Source organism: Streptomyces sp. NPDC057638 (assembly GCF_042800315.1).
In the GTDB taxonomy this organism is placed as follows: Bacteria; Actinomycetota; Actinomycetes; order Streptomycetales; family Streptomycetaceae; genus Streptomyces.
In genome coordinates, this window is record NZ_JBHVHF010000611.1 from 1 (window position 1) to 1,315 (window position 1,315).

The window sequence follows — 1,315 nt, forward strand, 5'->3', positions numbered from 1 at the left end:
CGGGGGCCTCCGTCTGGTGGGCGCGGACGGTTTCGAACCGCCGACATCTGCTTTGTAAGAGCAGCGCTCTACCCCTGAGCTACGCACCCGTGGATGAGAGGACAGCGTACATGGCCCTCTGGGCGGCCCCGCAAACCCGTTCCCCTCACCACACCTCCGGAACAGACCCAGCCGCCGGGGCTGGTTCGAGCCGCCGACATCTGCTTTGTAAGAGCAGCGCTCTATCCCTGAGCTACGCGCCTCCGGAACAGACCCCGGCCGGAGGCGGCGGGAGGGGGGCTAACCCCACCTCCGAGCGGGTGGGTCGCAGGATCGTGCGGGGGATGGGGGCGCGCCTACGTTGAGGGGGTCGCCGGTCGTGCCTTCCGAGGGAATGAGTCCATGAGCCCGAACAGCCTCTCCCGATTCCGTACGTCCCGCCGTGCCCGGACGGGAGCGGCCCTCCTGGGGGGTGGGGTGCTCATGGGGGTGGTGGCCGGATGCGGTGGGACGGATCTGGACTCCGCGCCGGTCGAGCGGAAGACGTTCGCGCTGAAGGGCGAGGTGCTGACCGTCGACTCCGACAACTCGGTGCTCAAGATCGTTCCCGCCGATGTGAAGGACGTCGAGGTGGCCCGGCAGGTGGACGGGTGGGTCTTCCTGGGCGGGGGCCCGGACGCGTCCTGGCGGATGACGGACGACGGGAAGCTGAAGCTCCGGTTCGACTGTGACGCGCTGGCCAGCGACTGCCAGGCGCGGCACACCATCAAGGTGCCGCGCGGGGTGGAGGTCAAGGTCAGGAACGACAACGGCCAGGTCACCGCCTCCGGGTTCACCGCCCCACTGGAGATCAAGACCGAGAACGGCGATGTGTCCGTACGGAACACCACCGGGCCGCTGACGCTCCGCAGCGACAACGGCGACGTCGTGGCCAAGGCGATCACCGCGCCCACCCTCACGGCGCACAGCACGAACAGTTCCGTACGGATCGAGGTGAAGGCGGATGCCGCCGCCGGGGCCGTGCCCGAGCGGGTCGAGGCCAGCAGCGACAACGGCGGCGTCACCGTCCGCCTGCCGCGCGCCGGGGCCCCGTACGCCGTCAAGGCCAGCAGCGGCAACGGACGGGTGGACGTGGACGTGCCGGTCGACAAGGACAGCGCCCGGGTGGTCTCGGCGCGCAGCGACAACGGGCATGTGCGCGTGCGCGGCGCGGAGTAAGGGTTGCGGGCGGGGGCGAGGGCCTCGGCCCGGAGTAAGCGCCGCGGGCGGAGTGAGGGCCTCGGCGCGGAGTGAACGCCGCGGGCGGCGGCCCGCCGGAACCGGAACACCCCTGTCC

At 71.1% G+C, this 1,315-nt stretch carries 1 protein-coding gene and 2 tRNA genes; 1 reads left to right on the forward strand and 2 read right to left on the reverse strand.

What is annotated here, in order from left to right; translation table 11 throughout:
* Positions 1-14: 14 nt before the first annotated feature.
* Together ACFVIM_RS35200 and ACFVIM_RS35205 are read right to left on the reverse strand one after the other, a co-directional pair.
* A tRNA-Val gene (locus tag ACFVIM_RS35200) sits at positions 15-89 on the reverse strand.
* Positions 90-169: 80 nt separating this feature from the next.
* Positions 170-241: transfer RNA gene (locus ACFVIM_RS35205), tRNA-Val, on the reverse strand.
* Between the two features lie 140 nt (positions 242-381).
* Here ACFVIM_RS35205 and ACFVIM_RS35210 point away from each other — a divergent pair.
* Complete coding sequence (locus ACFVIM_RS35210) at positions 382-1,197, forward strand: DUF4097 family beta strand repeat-containing protein (protein WP_384310466.1); 816 nt, start codon at positions 382-384, stop codon at positions 1,195-1,197.
* The last annotated feature ends 118 nt before the right edge of the window (positions 1,198-1,315 follow it).